This is a genomic window from Actinomadura geliboluensis, assembly GCF_043197915.1.
Classification (GTDB): Bacteria; Actinomycetota; Actinomycetes; order Streptosporangiales; family Streptosporangiaceae; genus Spirillospora; species Spirillospora geliboluensis.
The window spans coordinates 99,626-120,448 of record NZ_JBICUA010000015.1; the positions used below are offsets into that span (position 1 = coordinate 99,626).

The window sequence follows — 20,823 nt, forward strand, 5'->3', positions numbered from 1 at the left end:
CGTTCCGTGACGGACGTCGATGGCTTGTACGTGGGGAAGGCGGGGCCGGACGCGGCCGGGGACCGGGGGTGGCTGCTCGGGCACTTCAAGGCGCCCGGGGACCTGCGGCACAGCGACGAGGTCGAGATCAAGTGGGGCGTCCACCCGAAGGGGGAGCGGCGCGCCCAGTGGACGGACGGCGAGAAGCGCACCGCGCTGCTCGTCCTGATCAGCGGCCGGTTCCGGCTGGAGTTCCCCGGCCGGAACGTGGTCCTCGCCGAGCAGGGCGACTACGTGGTGTGGGGGCGGGGCGTCGACCACTCGTGGGAGGCCGAGGAGGAGTCGGTCGTCATGACGGTCCGGTGGCCGTCCATTCCCGGCTACCGCGTCCCCGACGAAGCCTCTGAGGAACCGTAGGCGGCCGGGGCGCGTCCCAGCGGCCATGATCGGCAGAGTGCGGTCGGCGCCGGCCGCGGCGGTCCTGGCGCTGTGCGCGGGCTGCTCGGGTTCTTCGTCCGGCCAGGTGGTGTGCTCGCCGTGCGGGCCGCCGGTGACCGTCACCGTGTCGGGCCTGGGGCAGTTGGTGGGCGACGGCTGGCGCGTCCGTGTCTGCGTCGGGGAACTGCCGTGCACGGCCCTGCCTGTCCCCGCACGGAAGGCGACGCCTTCGTGCGGGCAGGTTGCCTGCAATTGGGCTGGGCCGGACGCCCTGCAAGTGACCCTCAGTGGTGAGGCGCGTCCCTTGGCAGGGCTGCCCGTGCGGGTGACCACGTCTAGGCGCGGCAAGACCGGCGTGGTGCAGGGGACTGCGACGATGGCGTTCACCGCCGGACGCAAGCCGTGCGGCTGCGACCGCGCGCGCGCCGATGTCAGGGTCGGGTGAACTCCGCATATGCGGTCGATGGCAGGTTGCGGTGACCGCTATCGTGGTCGGTGGCCGCATGAACGGCCGCCGGGAGAGTTCGCATAGTGGACTAGTGCAGGCGCCTTGAAAGCGCCCAGGGCTGGGGACAGTCCTCGTGGGTTCGAATCCCACACTCTCCGCTCGGAAGGGTGCACCCCGCCCATGCGGGACGTTCGCCGTGGGACTCGCCGAACGTTACAAAGGGGCCGACTCGTGCGGAAGGCATCCGTTACCCTCTTCGGCATGTCGCAGACACCGAATGATCCGGCGGGCACGACGCACCAGTTCCAGAACTTCGCCAGCCAGGCGCAGCCGCAGAAGTCCGGCCCGAACGTCGGTCTGATCGTCGGCGTCGTCGCGGTGGTCGCGGTCGTCGTGGTCCTCGTCGGCGCGATCATGATGCTCGGCTAGCCGACGCCGGGGTCACCGGCCCGAGCTGCTGAAATGCTGGTAGTCCTTGGCGCCGCTCCATTCGCCGCCCCAGCCCCAGCCGATCGAGGCGAACGCCTTCACCACCTTGTCGCCGGCGTGGATCATGCCCGGCGCGTCCAGCTCGCGGTTCTTGTACTTCGCGCAGTCCTTGTGGGCGATGCGCCCGTCCGCGTAGACGTAGGGGTTCTGGCAGGGGTTGATGTCGACGGCGAGGCCGTAGGCGTGCTGGGAGAAGGAGTCGGACCCGGTCGCGTTGCGGCAGTTGAACGCGGAGGTGTTGTTGGCCTCGATCGAGTCGAAGTCGCTGCCGCCGTACTTGTCGACCGGCTCCATGCGCTCGATCGGGTAGCGCATGGCGTACAGCTTCTTGAAGACGGAGACGAGGTCGTCGGCCGCCTTGGCGTTGACGACGAGGCGGCCGCCGGTGTGCGGCCGGTCGTCCATCCCCCAGTAGGTCATCTCGATCATCCGCAGCCCGGACGGCGCCACGGGGCAGCCCTTGCGCCAGGACGCACTCAGGTCGCCGGCGGTCACCTTCTTGACCGCGGCCTGGAAGCCCTGGTTCGTCGGGGCCGCCGGCGGCGACGGCGTGCCGGACGCGGTGGGCGGGGTGGCGGGCGGCGACTCGCCGGACTCGTCGCCGCGGCCACATCCGGTCGCCACGAGCGCCACCCCGAGCAGTGCGGCGAGGATGGTCGCGCTGGAAATCGGCCCTCTACCTGGCATCTTTGCAGCATACGCAGGTCAGGAGCGGTACGTGCGACGCCACTGGTTCGCTACCGTGCGTTTGAACGCGCGCCCGCCGGATAGGGGCCGGGACGGACGGGCCGTGGACGCTGACTCAACCGCCGGGCATGTCGCCCGGTGACGTCCGGTCGCAGGGAGCCGGCATGACGGAAGCTCAGGAGAGCGACCTCCCCAGCCTCGAAGACGAGATCTTCGCCGTGGCGCACAGTGTGGAGGTGGAGCAGGGAGCCGTGCAGCCGCGGCTGCCCGCGGACAGGGCGCAGGTCCTGGTCGAGCGCGCGCGCGTGTTCCTCGGGCGGGACGTGAAGGCGCTGACGGCGGGCTTCTGCGTGTTCCTGTTCGTCGACATCGTGATGATGTGGGCGCCGCTGATGATGAGCCGCCGTCCGAGCCTGCTGCCGCAGTTCGTCACGCTGCTGCTGCTGGCGTACGGGCTCGGCGGGCTGCTCGTGTGGAAGGTCGGGGGGCGGTGGCGGACGTTCGGCATCGGCATGATGCTCGCCTGGGTGTTCCTGACGCTGGTGTCCGTCGGCTTCCTGACCGGGGTGACGTTCCCCCTCTGACCCGCCCTCTGCCTTGTCCGCGCTCGGTCAGGCGGGGCCGAGGCGCTTCAGGACGAGGCTGAACGCGCGCCCGACGGCCTCAAGGTCGGCCGGGTCGACGACGTCGATGAAGAACGTCCGGACGGTCTCGACGTGGTCGCGGGCGGCGCGTTCGAGCGCCGCGTACCCGTCGTCGGTGAGGTGGGCGAAGACGCCGCGCTTGTCGTTGGGGCAGCTGTCGCGCTTGACCAGGCCCTTGCCTTCGAGGCGGGAGCAGGTGTGCGACAGCCGGCTGCGGGACTGGCTGGCGTTCTCGGCGAGTTCGGCCATCCGCAGCCGCCGCTCGGGAGCCTCCGACAGCCGGACGAGGATCTCGTACTCCGAGACCGACAGGCCGTGCTTGGTCTTGAGGTCCCGGTCCATCATCTCGGTGAGCCGGACGCTGCCGTCCACGTATGCCCGCCAATCGCGCTGCTGGGCGGCGTCGAGCCAGCGAGGTTCGCTCATACCGGGAAGTATAGAACATATGTTGAAGATTCAACTAGTGCGCGCTATCTTCACGGTAGCAGTACCCGCCGCCGGACCCGTACGGCGGAATAGTTGATGATTCAACTACGTTCCGGGGAGCAGTGCACCGCCCGGCCGGGACGGGCACCCGAACGAGGGAGAACCCCATGCCTGCCGTGATGGCCGACCCGCTGACCCTGCCCCGCCTCCCGCTGCTGCCGCAGGCGGACACCGACTGGCGCCGCGTCGCCAAGGTCGTGACCGCCCAGCGCCACCTCGAAGGCGAGGGGTTCCAGGTCCGGCGCCCCTTCCCGGGCATCGACCTGTCCCTGGCCGACCCGTTCCTGCTCCTCGACCACATGGGCGCCGTCGAGTACGCGCCCGGCGAGGCGAAGGGCACCCCGTGGCATCCGCACCGCGGGTTCGAGACGGTCACCTACATCATCGACGGCGCGTTCCAGCACCAGGACACCACCGGCGGGGGCGGCCTCATCTCGGACGGCGCCACGCAGTGGATGACGGCCGCGTCCGGGATCCAGCACATCGAGCAGCCGCCGCCCGAGCTGGTCGACAAGGGCGGGCTGTTCCACGGCGTCCAGCTGTGGGTGAACCTGCCGCGCGCCCAGAAGTGGGTCGCGCCGCGCTACCAGGACATCGAGGCCCGCGACGTCAAGCTGCTGGCGGCCGACGACGGCTCGTCCCTCGTGCGCGTCATCGCCGGATCGGTCGCCGGGTACGACGGCCCCGGCGTCACCTACACGCCGATCAACTACCTGCACGCGACGGTCGCACCGGGCGCCAGGCTCGCGCTGCCGTGGCCGCGGGAGTTCAACGCGCTCGTGTACGTGCTCTCCGGGCGCGGTACGGTCGGCGTGGAGGAAGTGGGCCTGGACGAGGGCCAGCTCGCCGTGTTCGCCGGCACCCACAACAAGGGCACCGGTGACGGGCTGGTCGTCCGCGCGGCCGACGCCCAGCCGTCCGCCAGCGCGAACGGGTGGGAGATCCTGATCCTCGGCGGGCTGCCGATCCGCGAGCCGGTCGCCCGGTACGGGCCGTTCGTGGTGAACACCCGTGACGAGATCATCCAGGCCTTCGAGGACTTCCAGGCCGGACGGATGGGCACCGTCCCCGCGGAGAAGGTGCCGCACCGGTCCGACGCCGACGAGTCCCTCGCTTGACTCCCGCGGGCGGTCCTGTCCGGTACCCCGCTCCGGACAGGCCCGCCCCGGGCCTTTTCCGACGGCGGCCGGGTCGTTGTCGCGGTTCGCGTGACGCGACCCGGCGCATGCGCTACTGTGTTCGAACAGTCGAACAGCAGTTCGACTTGTTCGGAACGCGCTCGCCTCGGGAGGCGACATGGTGGCGACGGCCACGCGAGGGCATGAGGCCCCGGCGCGCTGCGGGCGGCGGCAGGCGACACGCCGCAGCGTTTTCTACGCAAATCTACGGCCGCAGCTATATCGCCTCATAGAGTCCGACAGCGTGGACCCCGTGCGCAACCCCTATGCCCCGGGCGCCGGGCAGCGCCCTCCCGAGCTGGCCGGCCGCGACCGCGAGCTCAAGCAGTTCGAGGTGGTGCTCGAACGCGTGGCCCGCGGCCGCCCCGAACGCAGCATGATCGTCACCGGGCTGCGCGGCGTGGGCAAGACCGTGCTGCTCAACGCGTTCCGGTCGATGGCCATCCAGCGGCTGTGGGGGACGGGCAAGATCGAGGCCCGGCCCGACCAGTCGATCCGGCGCCCGGTCGCCTCCGCGCTGCACCGGGCCGTCCGCGAACTCGCGCCCCGGCACCGCGCGCCCGACCGCATCGAGGAGTTCCTCGGCGTGCTGAAGGCGTTCGCCCAGTCGGGCCCCGAGCCGTCCGGCAAGGCCAAGGCGCGCGCGCACCGCTGGCAGCCCGGCATCGACGTGCCCGCCGCGCGCGGCCGCGCCGATTCCGGCGACCTGGAGATCGACCTCACCGAGCTGTTCGTGGACGCCGCGTCCGTCGCGACCGACGTCGGCGTCGGGATCGCCCTGTTCGTCGACGAGATGCAGGACATCCCCGCCGACGACGTCTCCGCGCTGTGCGCCGCGTGCCACGAGCTGTCGCAGGTCGGCGGGCCGCTGATCGTGGTGGGCGCGGGCCTGCCGCACCTGCCGGCCGTCCTGTCGGCCAGCAAGTCCTACTCCGAGCGGCTGTTCCGGTACGCGCGGATCGACCGGCTCGACCGGGAGTCCGCCGACCATGCCCTGATGGCCCCCGCCGAGCGCGAGGACGTCACCTTCACCGAGGACGCCCTCGACGCCCTGTACGGCGCGGCCGACGGCTACCCCTACTTCGTCCAGGCGTACGCGAAGGTCGTCTGGGACGTCGCCCCCGACACCCCGATCACGGCGGACGACATCAAGGTCGCCGCCCCCGAGGCGGAGAGCGAACTCGCGGTCGGCTTCTTCGGCAGCCGCTACGAGCGCGCCACCCCCGCCGAGCGCGACTACATGCGCGCGATGGCCATGCTCGGCGACGACCCGGTGCCCACGGCCTCGGTCGCCGACGAACTGGGCCGCAAACCGTCCAGCCTGTCGCCCGCCCGCGACGGACTCATCAAGAAGGGCCTCATCTACAGCGCCGAACGCGGCATGGTCGCCTTCACGGTCCCGCACTTCGGCAAGTTCCTCCGCTCCCAACCCGCCTGACGCCCGCTTAGGCTCTATCAACTTCTCTAGCAAAAAGGCTAGAGAACCCTAGAAAGCCGCATCGACACCGCGCCGTCAGCCGAATATACGCCTCTCTAGCCCCAGCCATAGAGAGCCGTATATTTCCCTCGCCACGCCTCTGGGCAAATCTAAAGCTCTCTAACATCTCTCGTATAAAGCACTAGACGCTCACAGAAACACGTGGTGGTTCTGGGTGTCGACGCGGTAGCGCAGGTGCATGACCTGTTTTGCGGGGTCCTCGGCCTGCGGGGTGGCCAGGCGGCGGATCGGGGCCAGTTCGATGTGTTCGGGTGGGAGGTCGTCGAACAGGCGGCGGCCCTGGCCGAGCAGGACTGGGACGACGTGCAGTTCCAGTTCGTCCAGCTGGCCTGCCCGCAGCAGGGCCTGGGCCGCTCCGGCGCCGTGCACCATCACGTCGGCGTCGCCGGCCGCCGCGCGGGCCCGGGCGGCGCACTCGGCGGCGTCTGTGACGTAGCGGACGCTGCCCGGCGGCGAGTCGTCCGGGACGTCGTGGGTCAGGACGAAGACGGGAACGCCGTCGTGATGGTCGCCCTGCCAGCGGCCGGCGTGCTCGTAGGTGCGGCGGCCGGAGATGACGGCGCGGGTGGCCAGTACCTCCCGGTACACCTGTCCGCTGGGTCCCGGGTCGTTGCGGCGGTCGAGCCAGTTGAAGAGCCGGAAGCCGCCGATGCCCATGGGCGCGTCCGGGCCGTCCTGCGGCCCGGCGACGTAACCGTCCAGGGACATGGTCATGTACAGGCGGATGGTCGCCATCGCCTCAGCCCTCCGTCCGCACGCGGTAGCGCAGGTGGGTCACGCCCGCCCCGTCCGCGGCGCGGAGCAGTTCGAGCTCGATGTGGTCGGGCGGCATGTCGGCGAAGAGCGGTTCGCCCTGGCCGAGCAGGACCGGGACCAGGTGGATCTGCAGCTCGTCGAGGACGCCCGCGTCGAGTGCCAGCCGCGCGGTGCGGGCTCCGTGGACCAGGACGTCCTTGTCGCCGGCCGCGTCCTTGGCCGCGTTCATCGCGGCCGTCACGTCGTTCACATAGGTGACCCCGGGCCATTGCGGCTCCGGGGCCCGGCGGCGGGTCAGGACGAAGATCGGCACGCCGTCGTGGTGGTCGCCGCCCCAGCCGCCGGCGAGTTCGAACGTCCGCCGCCCGGCGACGACCGCCCCGGTGGCCATGGCCTCGTCCATGACCTCGCGGTTCACGCCCGCCAGGCGGTCGAGGTCCCTTCTGTGCTCGGCGTCGGCATCCGGCAGGAACCACTCGTGGAGCCGATGCCCCTTGTCGCCGAGCCCGTTGCCTGGCGCCGCATTGGGCCCGGCGATGAACCCGTCCACCGACATCGACATGTACAGCACGCTCTGACTCACATTCGGGTCCTTTCGGTATGTCCGGCGGGGTGACGCCGTCCGGGTGAGACCTGGTACGTGCCCAGAATGTGAGATCGCGGAGCCGGGTGGTATCCCGACCGGGGCCCGCGCCAGCGGGAGATCCGGCGCGGGTCGCGGTCGGGCGCCGGTCGCGCGGCGATCTGATCGCCCGGCTGTTCCTCGATCACCATGCCGCCTCACTGACCGCGGGACGCACGTGAGGGCCTCGGTGAATGGGTAGATAGGCGACGTATGGCCATGTGACGGGCAGGACGTGCATGTCGGGGGGAAACATGGCAGACGACGACCGGTTCCGCGGTCAGGATCCGGACCACCAGTTCAATCAGGACGACGACGTCCAGGACGAGCCGGCGGCGCAGCACGACCCGGGGCGCTACCGGTGGCAGGACGAGTCCTCGCCCGGCGGAGTGCGCGGGCCGTCCCGCCATGACGACGACTTCGGGAGCTTCGAGGACGAGTCGGGGAGCGACGACGCCACCTGGTGATCTCGCCGCGTGAGCGAGGGGCCGCGCCCCCGCCGGGGCCGCGGCCCCCAACGGCCACCCCCGGTTCACCCGGTCGAGAGGTCTCTACGGGGCTATTGGGCCTGTCCAATATGGGGCTAGACGGGCGCAGAGAGGTCGGGGACGGCGATCGCCGAGCGGACGGTGCGGTCCCGTTCGGCCGTGGACACGGCGAAGACGATCTCCACGTCGCGGTCGTCCACCCGGCCCGCGAACGCGACGAACCGCCAGCCGCCCTCGCGCCACACGTCCAGCGGGACGGCGCTGGCGATCGCGTTCTCGTGCTCGGCCCACGCCGCGCTCGCGTACAGCGCCGCGTACGTCTCCGCCAGCGGGCTGCGCCGCCGCTCGCTCGGCAGGCCGGCGGGCCGCCGGCGGCGCTCCGCCAGTTCGGCCAGCTCGGGGGAGAGCGCCGCGAACAGCGCCACCTCGACCGCGAAGACGAGCCCCACCTGGACCTGCACGTCGCGCAGCACGTCCACGCCCGCGAGCGGCGCACCGAGCGAGGCCACCGCCGCGCCGGTGAACAGCACGGCCCGCAGCACGCTGCGCCGCCCGACCCGCTTGCCGCTGAGGCCGCCGAAGCAGCCGCATCCGGCGTCGGGCCTGCGGACCCGCAGCTCCCCGACCACCCAGGTCGCGGCGGCGAACGCGACCGTCGTCGCGAGCCGCACCGACAGGTGCGAGGTGACCAGCAGCGCGAGCCCGAGGACGCTTTCGCCGAAGCCGAGGCCGACCGCCATGCCGCGGCTGCCGCGCAGCGCGGTGAGCCGCGCGAGCCCGGCCGGCACCGGGACGCCGTGGACGTGGTCGGGCGGCGCGCCCGCCGTCCGCTCCCGGACGATCAGCTTCGCCGCGCCCGCGGCGAGCAGCACCGCCGCCAGCAGGAGCACCTGCGTGTTCTGGAACGCGGTCACCATGGCCCCTCCTCGGCGGGCGGCAGGTGCGGGCGGACGGAGGCATTGAAGCACCCCGCCTCCAAGTCGCCGCCGAGCCCGGCGAACGCGACGGGCGTCAGCTCGACGATCCGGCCGCGCGGGGACGCGTCGCACTCCACGCACCGGTCGCAGAAGCGGGCCGCCGTGCAGCCGCACTCGATCACCGGGACGGTCGCGGCCCGCCCGCCGCACTCGTTGCGGACGGTCAGCTCCCCGCCCAGCGACAGGTACGGGAACGGGACGCAACCGGACGGGGCGTCCGCGCACCCGCCGGAGGTCCCCTCGGAGTCGACCGCCGGATAGGCCGCCCCGTCCGGCGCCGCCCCGTCGGCGTCCCCGAACCAGGTCGCCGTGCCGTGCAGCACCTCGGGCACGGGGGCCGTCGCATCGGGCGCGGCGAGGTCGTCCGCGCGGTATCCGGGCTGGGACGTGCCGGGCCGCACCGCGTGCGGACCGTCGGGGGTCCCGACGCAGATCACGTCGAGGAGGTATCCGGGCTCCAGCCGCGGGTGCCGGACCAGGATCCGCTGCAGGGCGTGCGGGGGGATCACCACATGGGCGCGCCCGCGGTGCGCCCCCATGTCCACCTCCACGGTGTCCCTCCCGCACGCCGAGATCGTGCCGGCGACGCGTCCGATCCCGACCCACACCCGGTCGGCGGCGGCCACCCCCGGCGCCCCGGCGCCGGCCGTCCCCCCGCGTTGCCGGACGACCACGGGACGGCCCGGACGGAGCGCGGCGAGGCCCCCGCGCCCGCCGTGCCAGATCCGCGTGGCGTCGCTCATCGCGAGCCGGACCTCCGTGCCGCCCGCGTCCACCACGAGCAGGTGCGGGCTGGCGTCGAGGACGGTCCCGGCCAGCGCGCGCAGCGGCGGCTCGGCGTCCTGTGACGGGGGCGCGGCCATCCCGAAGACGGCCTCCCGCCGCCGGCGCCGCGCGGCCGTGGCGAGGCGTGCGCGCGTTTCGAGGCGTGCGTCGGTGCGCGGGGAGGGCGGCATCACGGAGACTCCGGCAGGATTGATCACTCTGGGCGACCGACGGGACGACGGTGCGTCAAGGGTCACGTCCCGTGACTCGGCCTGTCGACGGATTTGTCGCGATAAGTCGACCGCCGGGGGATGTCTGATCTACCTGGGATGAAGATTATGAACTGGTTGACCCGGATATGTAGTTTTTGTAGGCCCGGAATTACGATCTTCATGCGAGGGTCGACCATACCCGGGAGTCGCCGACGGCGGCTCCGCAACCCCTTGGTCCGGTGGTGAAGTGAACGCGACGCGGCACGAGGAGTTCCGCGCGTACGTGGCGGAACGCGGGCCCGTGCTGCTGCGCGCCGCGACCCGGCTCACCTCCGACCGCGCCGAGGCCGAGGACCTCCTCCAGGCCGCCCTCGCCAAGACCTACCTCGCCTGGGACCGTATCGAGGACCGCGCCGCCGTGGACGGCTACGTCCGGCGCGCCATGGTCAACACGCAGATCTCCTGGTGGCGGCGCCGCAAACTGGAGGTCTACCCCACCGACCGGCTCCCGGACCGCCCCGTCGACGACCACACCGACCGCAGCGAGATGCGCGACGCCCTCGGCCGCGCGCTCGACCGCCTCCCCGAGCGGCAGCGCCTCGCCGTCATGCTCCGCTATTACGAGGACATGTCGGAAAGGGAGATCGCCGAAGTGCTCGGCGTCAGCGTGGGCACGGTGAAATCCACCGTCTCCCGAGCAATGGCCCGCCTAAGGGAGCTGTACTAGCCGCAGGCTTGGCCCAGGGAGCGACTCCCCCTACGCAAACAGGGATTCCAGGGGGTCGCCCCCCTGGGCCAACACTGCAAGAATCCGGTTCTGGAATCCGCTGCGAGCTGGAGGTCGCTCATGTGGAGCACCATGCAGGATTTCCCGCTGACGATTACGACGATCATGCGCTACGGCGCGGAGATCTTCGGTTCCGCCGAGGTCTCCACCTGGACGGGGGACGGCGCGCGGCGCCGGAGCTACGCGGAGGTCGGGGAGCGCGCCGGCCGGCTGGCCGGGGCGCTGCGCGGCCTCGGGGTGGACGGCGACCAGCGCGTCGCCACGTTCATGTGGAACAACGCCGAGCATCTGGAGGCGTACCTGGCGGTGCCGTCGATGGGCGCCGTCCTGCACACGCTCAACCTGCGGCTGTTCCCCGACCAGCTCGTCTACATCGCCGACCACGCCGAGGACCGGGTCGTCATCGTCGACGGGTCGCTGATCCCGCTGCTGGCGCCGGTGCTGCCGCAGCTGAAGACCGTCCAGCACGTGGTCGTGGTGGGGGACGGCGACCGGGCGCCGCTGGAGGGCGCGGGCAAGGAGCTGCACGGGTACGAGGAGCTGCTGGACGCGGCGCCGGCGGAGTTCGCGTGGCCGGAGATCGACGAGCGGTCCGCGGCGGCGATGTGCTACACGAGCGGCACGACCGGGAACCCGAAGGGCGTCGTCTACTCGCACCGGTCGGCGTACCTGCACTCGATGGCGACGTGCACGGGCAACGCGATCGGGCTGAGCGCGTCCGACGTCGTGCTGCCGGTGGTCCCGATGTTCCACGCGAACGCCTGGGGGATGCCCTACGCGGCGGTGATGGCGGGCGCCTCGCTGGCGATGCCGGACCGGTTCCTGCAGGCCGAGCCGCTCGTCCGGCTGATCGAGACCGAGCGCCCGACGGTCGCCGGGGCGGTGCCGACGATCTGGTCGGACGTCCTGCGGTACACGCGGGAGCACGGGTCCGACCTCAGCTCGCTGCGGCTCGTGCCGTGCGGCGGGTCGGCGGTGCCGGAGGCGCTGATGCGCGGGTTCGACGAGATCGGCGTCCGCATCGTGCAGGCGTGGGGGATGACCGAGACCTCGCCGGTCGCGTCGGTCGCGCACCCGCCGGCGAAGGCCGCGCCGGACGACGCGTGGCGGGCCCGGATCAGCCAGGGCCGCGTCCTCGCGGGCCTGGAGATGCGGATCGTCGGGGACGGCGACCGGGTGCTGCCGAACGACGGCGAGGCGGTGGGCGAGGTCGAGATCCGCGGCCCGTGGATCACCGGCGCCTACCACCTCGACGCGGACCCCGCGAAGTTCCACGACGGCTGGCTGCGCACCGGGGACGTGGGGACGCTGTCGGCGGACGGCTTCCTCGTCCTCACCGACCGGGCGAAGGACGTCATCAAGTCCGGCGGCGAGTGGATCTCGTCGGTGGAGCTGGAGAACCATCTGATGGCGCATCCGGACGTCGTCGAGGCGGCCGTGGTCGGCGTGCCCGACGAGCGGTGGCAGGAGCGGCCGCTGGCCTCGGTGGTGCTGCGCGAGGGCGCGGAGGTCACCCCGGCGGCGCTGCGGGAGTTCCTGTCCGACCGAATCCCGAAGTGGCAGCTGCCCGAGCGGTGGTCGTTCATCGCCGAGGTGCCGAAGACGTCCGTGGGCAAGTTCGACAAGAAGGTGCTGCGGCGCCGGTACGCCGACGGTGACCTGGAGGTTCGCCGCGCGGACTGAGCCGGCCGGGCGGCTGACTCGATTCTGACGACGAGTCATGCGCCACGTGGGCACGGAGAGAGGCGATAACGCGCCCGGGTGTTACCTTAATGGTGATTTCGGGAGATGATGTGGTGCGAATGGGGTCCGCGGGTGTATGCAAGGTGGGCTGATTGTCCGGATGACCCCCGTGGGGGCGGACCCCTCATGCCGCTGCCGGGAGCGTGAATGCCCAGGTTGTCCACCTCCGCACGCTCGGCCGACCACAAGCTGGTCAAGGGGCTGAACGAAGGCGACGAGGCGGCGCTCGCCGCACTCTACGACGAGTACGCCGAGCGCCTTTATGACTACGCACTGTCAATGTCGGGCGATGCGAAGGTCGCGGCCGACATCGTCCATGACGCGTTCATCGACGCCTGCCGCCGGGCCCCCCGGATGCGCGACCATCTGTACCTGAGTTCCTGGCTGTACGGGGCGGCGCGGCGGCGCTGCGTCCGGCGGGGCCGCGCGAAGGCGCTGTTCTTCGACCGGGACGCCGAGTTCGCCGACCCGCCGTTCCCGGACCGTGCCGACGGCGACGGCCCCGGCCTCGACTGGCCGCCGTCCGGCGACATGCACCGCCTGCTGCGCGCCGCCCTCGCCCGGCTGGAGCCGGTCGACCAGGAGGTGATGCTCCTGGCGTTCCGGCACGGGCTGCGGCCCGCCCGGCTCGGCGCCGCGCTCGGGCTGTCGCCGCGGCGGGCGGCGATGCGGGTGCGCAAGGTCCGCGCCGAGCTGGAGGACGCCCTCCGGGACGCGGTCCGCGCCGCCGAGCGCGCCTGCGCGGCGGGCCCGGTGGAGGAGGCCCCCGAAGCCGCGGGGGACGCCGGGATCGCCGTCCTGGCCGCCCGCGCCCCGGCGGAGGAGGCCGAGGAGGCGGCGCCGCCCGCGCCCGCCGCCCGTCCCGGCCCGGCCGGACGGGTGCTGCGGATGCTGCGCGGCGGGGGCGACGACTCCCCCGCCGACCCCGAGACCGAGCGGCACGTCGCCGACTGCCTCGCCTGCCTGCGCCGCGGCCGGGTGTCCCCCGCAGCGCTGCTGCGCCGGGCGCCCGCGCCGGTGCTGCCGGCCGCGCTGCGGCACCGCGTCATGCACACCGCCACCGACCCGGAGCTGGCCGGCTACCGGGCCGACATCGCCGCGCGCGGCGGCCCGCTCACCCCGTCCGGCCTGCCGAGCCAGCCGGACGTGCCGTCGCCGTTCACCCGCCGCTGGCTGTTCACCGTCGGCGGCATGGCGGGCGCGCTCGTCGCAGCGCTGGTCGCGGCGTTCGTGATGGGGCCCGGCATCGGCAGCGGCACGCTGTCATGGCCGCCGTTCCGCACGGGCCCGCAGCCGTCGATCACCCACGAGTCGCCGCAGGAGCGCGGCTCCGGCGGCGGCGGGCACCCGTCGCCCGGGGGCCCGAGCGGGGGGCCGCAGGCCCGGCCCGTGCAGCCGTCCCCCGGCCTGCGGCCGGACGAGAAGACGACCGTGCACCCCACGGACCCGTCCTCGCCGACGCCGCCGGCGCAGCCGACGCAGCCGCCCGCCAAGACCGGCGTCCTCGTGGTGAACCCCGCCAAGGTCGAGATGTACGGCACCAAGACCGCCCACGTCAGCCTCGCCGCCGAGAGCGGGCCGGTGTCGTGGACGGCGATGACGTCGTCGAACCAGCTGATCCTCTCGGAGATGCAGGGCGGCATGTCGGCGGGCGGCACGACGGAACTGACGCTCACCCTCCGCACGGCCCTCATCGGGCTGCCCGGCCAGGGCACGCTCACGTTCACCGACTCCGAGGGCGCGAGCCACCAGGTGAAGGTCGTCTGGGGCGCCACCCTGCTGTGACGGCTCAGCCGTCGGCGGGCTGCCGCTCCAGCGCGTCGCGGAGCGTTTCGAGCCGCTCGCCGAGCGCCTCCTGGACGCGGGCCTCCATCGCCCGCGCGATGAACGGGTCGACGACCATCTTCACCAGCGGCCGCATCCGGCGGACCACGGCGGCGATCTCCGCGACCTCGGCGCCGTCCGGGGACGGCTGCCGCTCCAGCCGGTCGAAGACGTTCTCCTGGACGAGGTTGACGAACCGTCCGGCGATCACGTCGCAGTCGGCGCGGATCTCGGCGGCGATGTCGAGGACGGAGTCGAGCGGGATGCCGGCGGCGACGAGTTCGGCGCCGACGTGCAGCAGGCGCGGGCTCGGCACCCGGAACGTGTCGCCGTCCGGCTCGATCAGACCGAGTTCGATCGTGCGCTCCCGGACGCGGGCCACCTCGTCCTCGTCGAGGCCGGCGCCGAAGATCTCGACCAGTTCCTCGTAGGTGGTGGTGCCGGGAATCTCGTCCGACCACGGGTCGGTGAGGACCTTCTCCAGCCCGAGCACCTCGCCGACGTCCTTGCCCGTCTCCCACGCCGACAGCAGGTCCTTGATGACCGCGAAGGTGTAGCCGCGGCCGAGCAGGTTGCCGATCAGCCGGAGCCGCGCGAGGTGCGAGTCGTCGTAGAGCCCGACGCGGCCCTCCAGGCGCGGCGGCGGCAGCAGCCCCCGGTCCTGGTAGGCGCGGATGTTGCGCACGGTGCTTCCGGCCAGCCGCGCCAGCTCGTCGATTCGGTACTCGGCCATGCCCCGTCCGCCGGCTCGTTCGATGTCCCCCCGTGATCTTACCCGCGCGGCATTGTTACATCGTCCGATGGCACATAGGCTGCCCGGCATGGCGGACGACATCGAGGAGACCCTCCTCGGCGGCCCCCTGCGCTACACGCGCAAGGAGGTCGAGGCCCTCTCGGGCGTCACGGACGACTACGCGCGCCGGATCTGGCAGGCGCTCGGCTTCCCGGCCCCGCCCGACGACGAGGTCGCGTTCACCGACGGCGACGTCGCCGCGCTCCGCGAGATCAAGGACCTGCTCTCCCACGCGATGGTGGACGAGGAGATGGTGCTCCAGCTCGCCCGCGCCGTCGGCCAGACGATGGGCCGGCTCGCGAGCTGGCTCGGGGACGTGTGGCTGCAGCGGCTCGCCGCGCTGCCGTCCGACGAGCCCGTCACGGCGGAGCTGGTCACCGCCGCGCTGGCCGCCACCGAGGAGCTGCGCCCGGCGTTCGAGCGGCTGCTGCTGCAGGGCTGGCGCCGCCAGCTCACCGCCGCCGGCATGCGCGCCGCCGCGACCACGGCCGCCGCCCAGTCCGACCCGGCGGCGGGCCTCGCCCACCTCGGCGTCGGCTTCGCCGACGTCGTGTCCTTCACCCGCCTGAGCCGCCGCCTCGACGGGGACGGCCTCGCCGCCTTCGTCGAGCGCTTCGAGTCGGCGACCGCCGAGATCGTCGCCGAGGCGGGCGGCCGCGTCGTGAAGACCCTGGGGGACGAGGTCCTGTTCGTCGCCCCGTCCCCGTCCGCCGCCGCCGAGATCGGCCTGCGCGTCGCGGAGCACTTCAACGAGGCCCCCGACTTCCCGCAGGTCCGCGTGGGTCTCGCGTACGGCGAGGTCATTCAGCGCCTGGGCGACGTGTTCGGCACACCGGTCAACATGGCCGCCCGGCTGACCTCCACCGCCTATCCGGGGACGGTCCTGGCCGGGCCGGACCTGGCGGCGGCCCTCCCGTCCGGCGCCTTCCACACGTCCGGCCTCCGCCCCCGCCCGCTCCAGGGACTGGGCCGCGTGCGGCCCTACGTGCTCCGCCGCCCCCGCCGCGCCTGATCGCCCGCCGCCGAGCGCGCCGTGTCGGTCGTGACCGGCCTTCGGCGGCCTGCGGCGGAGGAGAAGGCCGGTGATTCGCGCGATGCCTCAGGCGCCGGGGGCGGCGGACACTGTGCTTCCCCCAACCCGCTTCCACGGAGGCAACCATGCGCCTGGCATTACGGCTCCCCAAGCGGCGGGCGGCCGCCGCGACCCTCGGGGCGGTGCTGTCCGCGGCACTGCTCAGCGCCCCGGCCGCCGTCCCCGCCGCCCATGCGGCCACCGATCCGGTGACCAGTGTCCCGCCCGCCGGTGAGCACGGCTTCCCGTTCCTGGCCGCGGCCGAGGACCTCGGCTCGTTCGGCTACACCGAAAGCGAGTACTTCTTCTCCGGCACGGCCGCGTCCTACGCCAAGGCCGGCCTCTGGCGGTCGGACGGCCGCTGGGACGTGCGCGAGTCCGGCCGCGCGGCGTTCAAGAGCCGGCTCCTGGTGCGCCGCCCCGCCGATCCGGCGAAGTTCAACGGCACCGTCGTGGTCGAATGGCTCAACGTCAGCGGCCAGCTCGAAATCTCCCCCGACTACTGGTTCACGCGGGACGAGCTGCTCCGCAAGGGGTACGCCTGGGTCGGCGTCTCCGCGCAGTCGGTCGGCGTCAACGGCGGGCTCGGCGAGATCAAGGGGCTCAAGGGCTGGGACCCGGCCCGCTACGGCACCCTCGTCCACCCCGGCGACGCCTACGCGTACGACATCTTCTCCCAGGCCGGGCGGGCGCTGCGCAGCCCGGACGGCCCCGACCCGCTCGGCGGGCTGAAGGTCACGACGCTGCTCGCGGACGGCGAGTCGCAGTCCGCCGGCTTCATGACCACCTACGCCAACGCCGTCCAGCCCGTCGCGCGCGTCTACGACGGCTTCATGATCCACAGCAACAGCGCCGTCGCGTCCCCGATCAGCGGCGAGCTGGCCGACATCCTGTGGATGCCGAACCCGTCCCGGATCAGGACGGACCTGACCGTCCCGACGTTCGTCGTGCTCACCGAGACCGACGTCCCGGGCGCGTTCGCGGCCCGGCAGCCCGACACCGGAACCGTCGTCCACTGGGAGCTGGCCGGGACCGCCCACGGCGACCAGTGGGCGTTCGACCTGGGCGGTCCCACGATCAGGAAGTCGGCCGGCGACGCCGCGCCCAAGCCCGACTGCGCCGCCGGATCGGCGCCGTTCAACGACGGCCCCGGCCACTACTCGATGAACGCCGCGCTGCGCCTGCTGGCGGGCTGGGCGCGGGGCGGAGCGGCGCCGCCGAGCGGGCCGGAGCTGAGCACGGTCCTGCGCGACCCGCGCACGGGCCTCGCCACCGGCGGCATCCGGCTTCCGGACGTCGCGGTCCCCACCCGGACCCTCAGCGGCGAGCGCGACACCAGCGGCAGCGGCATCTTCTGCGGGCTGTACGGCGCCAGCGACCCGTGGAACGGCGACGCCGACCCGTGGGACCGGCACGACGGCGGCGACCCGTCCGACCCGTCGTTCCCCCGCACCGCCGAACCGGTGCTGAGCAGCCTCTACCCGACGCACGCCGACTACGTGGCCAAGGTGCGGGCCGCCGCGCAGCAGTCCGTGGACGCGCGCTACCTCCTGCCGGAGGACGCGGCGGCGATCGTCGCCGCGGCCGAGTCCGGACCGAATCGGTCAGGAATCGAGAAGCGCAGGTCAGGAGGCCGTGCCTAGCGTGGTGTCCATGGACATCACCATTCACACGAGCTTCCTGCCGCACGACGACCCGGAGGAGTCCCTGGCCTTCTACCGCGACGTCCTGGGCTTCGAGGTCCGCAACGACGTCGGGCAGGGCAAGATGCGCTGGATCACGGTCGGCCCCGCCGGCCAGCCCGACACCTCGATCCTGCTGGCGCCGCCCGCCACCGACCCCGGCATCACCGAGGACGAGCGCCGCACCATCGCGGAGATGATGGCGAAGGGCACCTACGGCTGGATCCTGCTGGCCACCCCGAACCTCGACGAGACCTTCGAGAAGGTGCAGGCCCACGACGTCGAGATCGTCCAGGAGCCGACCGACCAGCCGTACGGGATCCGCGACTGCGCGTTCCGCGACCCCGCCGGGAACTTGCTCCGCGTCCAGGAGCACCGCTGATCCATCCGTCCGCCGACCCGTCCACCGACCTGTCCACCGACCTGTCCACCGACCCGTCCGTCCCCCGTCCCGGCCCGGTACGTCCGGGCCGGGACGGGCTGCTTGTCCCCCGAGCGAGCTACCGGAGAGTGTCCACCGCACGGTGAAGATTCCGAATCGCGTGATCCATAGCGTTTCTCCTGGCCGCGGCGCCCATGCCGCGGGGATCTCGCGAAGGAGTCACCATGAAGCTGCTGATCCAGCTCCTGGCGGTCGGGGCGGTCGCCGCCATCGGCGGCGCCGCCACCCAGGCGGTCACGTGGAGCACGCTCCCCACGCTCGGCCTCGGCCTCGCGTCCGCCGTGCTGGCGCTGGTCGTGTACGCCTTCGTGGTCGGCCGGACGGAGCGCCGCCCGGTGGACGAGCTGGCCCGCGAGGGCGCGCTGCCCGCCCTCGGCCGGGGCGCGCTGATCGGCCTGGCGATGTTCGGCGCCGTCATCGTCAACCTCGCCTTCCTCGGTGACTACGAGGTCGACGGCATCGGCTCGTGGACGGGCCCGATCGCGCTGGTCGGCTTCATGGCCGCCGCCGCGGTGACGGAGGAACTGCTCTTCCGCGGCGTCCTGTTCCGCATCGTCGAGAAGCGCATCGGCACCTGGTGGTCGCTGGCGCTCACCGGCCTGGTGTTCGGCCTGATGCACCTGGGCAACGAGAACGCCACCTTCTGGGGCGCCATCGCCATCGCCATCGAGGCGGGCGGCATGCTCGGCGCCGCCTACGCCGCGACCCGGAGCCTGTGGCTGCCGATCGGCCTGCACTTCGCCTGGAACTTCGCCGGCGCCGGCATCTTCGGCACCGCGGTCTCCGGCAAGGACGCCCCCGAGGGGCTGCTGGACGGCGTGACCTCCGGCCCGACCCTGATCAGCGGCGGGGAGTTCGGCCCGGAGGCGAGCCTGTACTCGGTCGTGTTCGGCGCCCTGCTGACGGTCTTCTTCATGCGGCTGGCCCACCGGCGCGGCAACCTGGTTCCCCGGAGGCGCCGCGACCGCGCCGCCGCGACCGCTAGCCTCGCCCAGTGATCGATCTCCGGACGATCCCGGACATGTGGCGCCGATGGGACGTCATGGTCCGGGATCTGCCCCTCGCGCTGGTGCTGGTGGTCGGGTCGCTCATCCCGGCCCTGCACGGCTACGGAACCCACGTCGGCGACGTCGCGAACCGGCCCTACGACGCGCTGGCGATCGTGGCGGTCGTCCTGCAGGGCCTCCCCCTCGTGGTGCGCCGCCGGTGGCCGGACGTGTGCCTCGCCGTCGTCGCGGCCGGCTTCGCGATCGACCAGCTCCGCGGCTACCACACGTTCGCGGGCACCGGGCTGGCCATCGCGGTGCTGAGCATGGGCGCGCACCAGGAGCGGTTCCGCCGCACCGTTCTCGTCGTCGTCACCGCGGCGTACGCGGTGCTGGCGGTCGCCCTCGACCGGGCCGGCGGCGGCGACCGGCCGGACGAGTACGTGACGTTCTACCTGGCCCTGGGCGTCGTGTGGGGCGTGGGGGCGTGGCTGCGCTCCACCCGCGCCGCCGAGGCCGAGCGCCGCCTCCGCCTCGCCGAGGCCACCCGCGCCGCCGAGCGCAGCCGCATCGCCCGCGAACTCCACGACGTCGTGACCCACCACGTGACGGCGATGGTCGTCCAGGCGGAGGCGGCGCGCTACCTGACCGCCGCGCCCGACCGGCTGGACGACACCCTCACCGCCGTCACCGACACGGGCCGGCGCGCCATCAGCGACCTGCGGCAGCTGCTCGACGTGCTGAACCCCGACCACGGCGCCGAGCCGAGGATGCCGTCGATCGACGACCTCGGGACGCTCGTCGAGCAGACGCGGCGGGCCGGGCAGCCAGTGGAGTTCACCGAGGAGGGCACACCGGCCACCTCGACCGGTAACGCCGAATTCACCACCTACCGGGTGGTTCAGGAGGCCCTCACGAACGCGCTCAAGTACGCTCACGGCAGCCGTACCGAGGTACGCGTCCGCTACGCCGAAAAGGAGATCACCGTGGAGGTCGGGAACGACGGGTCCGGGTCGCGGTCCGCGTCTCCCGGGGGCGGCGGGCGCGGGCTCACCGGGCTGCGCGAGCGGGTCGGCACCCTCGGCGGCGAGTTCAGCGCGGACGGCCGGCCGGACGGCGGCTTCACCGTGCGGGCGCGCATCCCCGCGGGGAGCGGCTCGTGACCGATCCGGTCCGGGTGCTGGTCTGCGACGACCAGGCGCTGATCCGCACCGGCTTCGCGACGATCATCGACGCGCAGCCCGACCTGGAGGTGGTGGGCGAGTGCGGCGACGGCCGCACCGCCGTCGACCTCGTCGGCAGGCTGAAGCCCGACCTGGTGGTGATGGACGTCCGGATGCCCGTCCTCGACGGCATCGAGGCGACCCGGCTGCTCGCGGGCGCCGGGGTCGCCGACCCCGTGAAGGTGCTCGTGGTGACGACGTTCAACCTCGACGAGTACGTGTACGAGGCGCTGCGCGCGGGGGCGAGCGGGTTCCTGCTGAAGGACGCCCCGCCCGCTCAGCTGCTGCACGGCATCCGCACCGTCGCCTCGGGGGCGGCGCTGCTCGCGCCCGAGGTGACGCGGCAGCTCGTCGGCCGGTTCGCGGCCCGGATCCGGCCCACCGAGGACACCCCGCCCGAGACCGCGCTGACCCCGCGCGAGCTGGAGGTCCTGCGCCTCATCGCCGACGGCCTGTCCAACAGCGAGATCGCCGGGACGCTGGTGATCAGCCAGGAGACCGTCAAGACGTACGTGTCGCGGATCCTCACCAAGCTCGACCTGCGCGACCGCGTCCAGGCGGTCGTCTACGCCTACCGCCGCGGCCTGGTGACCTGACCCCCGGC

The 20,823-nt window shown here is 72.7% G+C and carries 23 protein-coding genes and 1 tRNA gene; 17 read left to right on the forward strand and 7 right to left on the reverse strand.

Features of this window, described 5'->3' with window-relative positions; genetic code table 11:
• Positions 1–6: 6 nt before the first annotated feature.
• The 4 genes from ACGFI1_RS37930 to ACGFI1_RS37945 all read left to right on the forward strand — a co-directional run bounded on the left by ACGFI1_RS37930 (position 7) and on the right by ACGFI1_RS37945 (position 1,294).
• Positions 7–396, forward strand: a complete 390-nt coding sequence (locus ACGFI1_RS37930) for a signal peptidase I (RefSeq protein WP_386875005.1) — start codon at positions 7–9, stop codon at positions 394–396.
• A gap of 325 nt (positions 397–721) precedes the next feature.
• Entirely contained in the window at positions 722–862 is a 141-nt protein-coding gene (locus tag ACGFI1_RS37935; RefSeq protein WP_392792519.1) for a hypothetical protein, read from the forward strand.
• A 72-nt stretch (positions 863–934) separates the two neighbouring features.
• Positions 935–1,023, forward strand: a tRNA-Ser gene (locus ACGFI1_RS37940).
• A 103-nt stretch (positions 1,024–1,126) separates the two neighbouring features.
• Entirely contained in the window at positions 1,127–1,294 is a 168-nt protein-coding gene (locus tag ACGFI1_RS37945) for a hypothetical protein (RefSeq protein WP_171069037.1), read from the forward strand.
• 12 nt (positions 1,295–1,306) lie between these two features.
• Here ACGFI1_RS37945 and ACGFI1_RS37950 read toward each other — a convergent pair whose 3' ends face one another.
• The gene (locus tag ACGFI1_RS37950; protein WP_392792520.1) at positions 1,307–2,041 is read right to left on the reverse strand and encodes a M15 family metallopeptidase; all 735 of its coding nucleotides are present in this window, start codon (positions 2,039–2,041) and stop codon (positions 1,307–1,309) included.
• Between the two features lie 164 nt (positions 2,042–2,205).
• On the opposite strand from ACGFI1_RS37950, the gene ACGFI1_RS37955 reads away from it, so the two are divergent.
• Positions 2,206–2,625, forward strand: coding sequence for a hypothetical protein (locus ACGFI1_RS37955; protein WP_138636996.1), 420 nt, complete (start codon positions 2,206–2,208; stop codon positions 2,623–2,625).
• A 27-nt stretch (positions 2,626–2,652) separates the two neighbouring features.
• Here ACGFI1_RS37955 and ACGFI1_RS37960 read toward each other — a convergent pair whose 3' ends face one another.
• Positions 2,653–3,111 carry a MarR family winged helix-turn-helix transcriptional regulator gene (locus tag ACGFI1_RS37960; RefSeq protein ID WP_138636995.1) on the reverse strand — a complete coding sequence of 153 codons (459 nt, stop codon included), beginning with the start codon at positions 3,109–3,111 and terminating at the stop codon, positions 2,653–2,655.
• Between the two features lie 167 nt (positions 3,112–3,278).
• Between ACGFI1_RS37960 and ACGFI1_RS37965 the strand changes: the two genes are divergently transcribed.
• Both ACGFI1_RS37965 and ACGFI1_RS37970 read left to right on the forward strand, forming a co-directional pair.
• Positions 3,279–4,289, forward strand: coding sequence for a pirin family protein (locus ACGFI1_RS37965; RefSeq protein ID WP_392792521.1), 1,011 nt, complete (start codon positions 3,279–3,281; stop codon positions 4,287–4,289).
• 313 nt (positions 4,290–4,602) lie between these two features.
• The gene (locus ACGFI1_RS37970; protein ID WP_449202385.1) at positions 4,603–5,787 is read left to right on the forward strand and encodes an AAA family ATPase; all 1,185 of its coding nucleotides are present in this window, start codon (positions 4,603–4,605) and stop codon (positions 5,785–5,787) included.
• Positions 5,788–5,976: 189 nt separating this feature from the next.
• Here ACGFI1_RS37970 and ACGFI1_RS37975 read toward each other — a convergent pair whose 3' ends face one another.
• Together ACGFI1_RS37975 and ACGFI1_RS37980 are read right to left on the reverse strand one after the other, a co-directional pair.
• Complete coding sequence (locus ACGFI1_RS37975; protein ID WP_392792523.1) at positions 5,977–6,582, reverse strand: dihydrofolate reductase family protein; 606 nt, start codon at positions 6,580–6,582, stop codon at positions 5,977–5,979.
• 4 nt (positions 6,583–6,586) lie between these two features.
• The gene (locus ACGFI1_RS37980; protein ID WP_392792524.1) at positions 6,587–7,186 is read right to left on the reverse strand and encodes a dihydrofolate reductase family protein; all 600 of its coding nucleotides are present in this window, start codon (positions 7,184–7,186) and stop codon (positions 6,587–6,589) included.
• Between the two features lie 293 nt (positions 7,187–7,479).
• Here ACGFI1_RS37980 and ACGFI1_RS37985 point away from each other — a divergent pair, with 293 nt between their 5' ends.
• A complete protein-coding gene (locus ACGFI1_RS37985) occupies positions 7,480–7,692 on the forward strand; it encodes a hypothetical protein (protein ID WP_386874998.1) in 213 nt (70 codons plus the stop codon).
• Positions 7,693–7,808: 116 nt separating this feature from the next.
• On the opposite strand, the gene ACGFI1_RS37990 is transcribed toward ACGFI1_RS37985, so the two are convergent.
• Positions 7,809–8,630 carry a MauE/DoxX family redox-associated membrane protein gene (locus ACGFI1_RS37990; protein ID WP_392792525.1) on the reverse strand — a complete coding sequence of 274 codons (822 nt, stop codon included), beginning with the start codon at positions 8,628–8,630 and terminating at the stop codon, positions 7,809–7,811.
• A complete protein-coding gene (locus ACGFI1_RS37995; protein ID WP_392792526.1) occupies positions 8,624–9,646 on the reverse strand; it encodes a hypothetical protein in 1,023 nt (340 codons plus the stop codon). Before ACGFI1_RS37995 ends, ACGFI1_RS37990 begins: the two co-directional genes overlap by 7 nt.
• A gap of 268 nt (positions 9,647–9,914) precedes the next feature.
• Here ACGFI1_RS37995 and ACGFI1_RS38000 point away from each other — a divergent pair, with 268 nt between their 5' ends.
• From ACGFI1_RS38000 to ACGFI1_RS38010, 3 genes are all read left to right on the forward strand, one after another.
• Positions 9,915–10,394, forward strand: a complete 480-nt coding sequence (locus tag ACGFI1_RS38000) for a SigE family RNA polymerase sigma factor (protein ID WP_138636987.1) — start codon at positions 9,915–9,917, stop codon at positions 10,392–10,394.
• 132 nt (positions 10,395–10,526) lie between these two features.
• Complete coding sequence (locus tag ACGFI1_RS38005; RefSeq protein WP_392792528.1) at positions 10,527–12,137, forward strand: long-chain fatty acid--CoA ligase; 1,611 nt, start codon at positions 10,527–10,529, stop codon at positions 12,135–12,137.
• 207 nt (positions 12,138–12,344) lie between these two features.
• Positions 12,345–13,982 carry an RNA polymerase sigma factor gene (locus ACGFI1_RS38010; RefSeq protein WP_392792530.1) on the forward strand — a complete coding sequence of 546 codons (1,638 nt, stop codon included), beginning with the start codon at positions 12,345–12,347 and terminating at the stop codon, positions 13,980–13,982.
• 4 nt (positions 13,983–13,986) lie between these two features.
• Here the strand turns inward: ACGFI1_RS38010 and ACGFI1_RS38015 are convergent, their stop codons facing one another.
• Positions 13,987–14,754 (reverse strand): MerR family transcriptional regulator, encoded by a 768-nt coding sequence (locus ACGFI1_RS38015; RefSeq protein ID WP_392792531.1) that lies wholly within the window; start codon positions 14,752–14,754, stop codon positions 13,987–13,989.
• Positions 14,755–14,821: 67 nt separating this feature from the next.
• Between ACGFI1_RS38015 and ACGFI1_RS38020 the strand changes: the two genes are divergently transcribed.
• From ACGFI1_RS38020 to ACGFI1_RS38045, 6 genes are all read left to right on the forward strand, one after another.
• Positions 14,822–15,826: an adenylate/guanylate cyclase domain-containing protein gene (locus ACGFI1_RS38020; protein ID WP_392792533.1), complete on the forward strand. Its 1,005-nt coding sequence runs from the start codon at positions 14,822–14,824 to the stop codon at positions 15,824–15,826.
• Positions 15,827–15,972: 146 nt separating this feature from the next.
• Entirely contained in the window at positions 15,973–17,529 is a 1,557-nt protein-coding gene (locus ACGFI1_RS38025) for an alpha/beta hydrolase domain-containing protein (RefSeq protein WP_392792534.1), read from the forward strand.
• A gap of 10 nt (positions 17,530–17,539) precedes the next feature.
• Entirely contained in the window at positions 17,540–17,950 is a 411-nt protein-coding gene (locus tag ACGFI1_RS38030) for a VOC family protein (RefSeq protein ID WP_387069041.1), read from the forward strand.
• A gap of 224 nt (positions 17,951–18,174) precedes the next feature.
• Entirely contained in the window at positions 18,175–19,008 is an 834-nt protein-coding gene (locus ACGFI1_RS38035; RefSeq protein WP_392792536.1) for a CPBP family intramembrane glutamic endopeptidase, read from the forward strand.
• Positions 19,005–20,159, forward strand: coding sequence for a sensor histidine kinase (locus ACGFI1_RS38040; protein WP_364548880.1), 1,155 nt, complete (start codon positions 19,005–19,007; stop codon positions 20,157–20,159). Before ACGFI1_RS38035 ends, ACGFI1_RS38040 begins: the two co-directional genes overlap by 4 nt.
• A complete protein-coding gene (locus ACGFI1_RS38045; protein ID WP_138636979.1) occupies positions 20,156–20,815 on the forward strand; it encodes a response regulator in 660 nt (219 codons plus the stop codon). Before ACGFI1_RS38040 ends, ACGFI1_RS38045 begins: the two co-directional genes overlap by 4 nt.
• Positions 20,816–20,823: the final 8 nt, after the last annotated feature.